Origin of the sequence: Faecalibacterium faecis (genome assembly GCF_040096475.1) — a bacterium.
GTDB classification, from domain to species: domain Bacteria; phylum Bacillota; class Clostridia; order Oscillospirales; family Ruminococcaceae; genus Faecalibacterium; species Faecalibacterium taiwanense.
The window spans coordinates 1-509 of sequence record NZ_JBBMEP010000064.1 but is presented as its reverse complement, the minus strand read 5'-3'; the positions used below and the strand labels follow the sequence as shown (position 1 = coordinate 509).

At 62.3% G+C, this 509-nt stretch carries 1 protein-coding gene; it reads right to left on the bottom strand.

Features of this window, described 5'->3' with window-relative positions; all coding sequences use genetic code 11:
- Window positions 1-509: patatin family protein (locus tag WMO17_RS13145; RefSeq protein ID WP_349138332.1), on the bottom strand; the 509-nt coding region annotated here is incomplete at both ends.

The window sequence follows — 509 nt, the reverse complement described above, 5'->3', positions numbered from 1 at the left end:
TTGTCCCGGGCATCACTACTCACCAGCCCGATGGGCTTGGTCAGGATGAGAGCCACCCGGTCGCAGCCGTGGGCAAAGGCCCATTCCAGCGGGACGGGGTCGGCCAGGCCGCCATCAAAATAAGGCACGCCGTCGATGACGCAGGGCTGGTCGATGACCGGGATGCAGCAGGACGCCATGAGGACGCGGTAGTCGTCCGGGTGGAGGTCTGCCTTGGTGAAATACTGCGCCTCGCCGTTCTGTGCATTAGCGGCCACCACGCAGAGCTCTGCCGGGCTGCGGGCAAGCGCCGCGTAATCCAGCGGATTCTCGCCGCCTGCATTGCTGAGGGTGCCGTAGACATAGCCCAGATCGAGATAGGAGTGATTGCGGATGAGGTTGTGCACGCTCATGTACTCCCTGCGGAAGGAGTATTCATCGTAAAAGGGCTTGTTCCGCCCATGCTGGCCTGCCAGATAGGACGTCATATTGGCGCTGCCCGCCGAAACGCCGATGCAGAGATCGAAGCG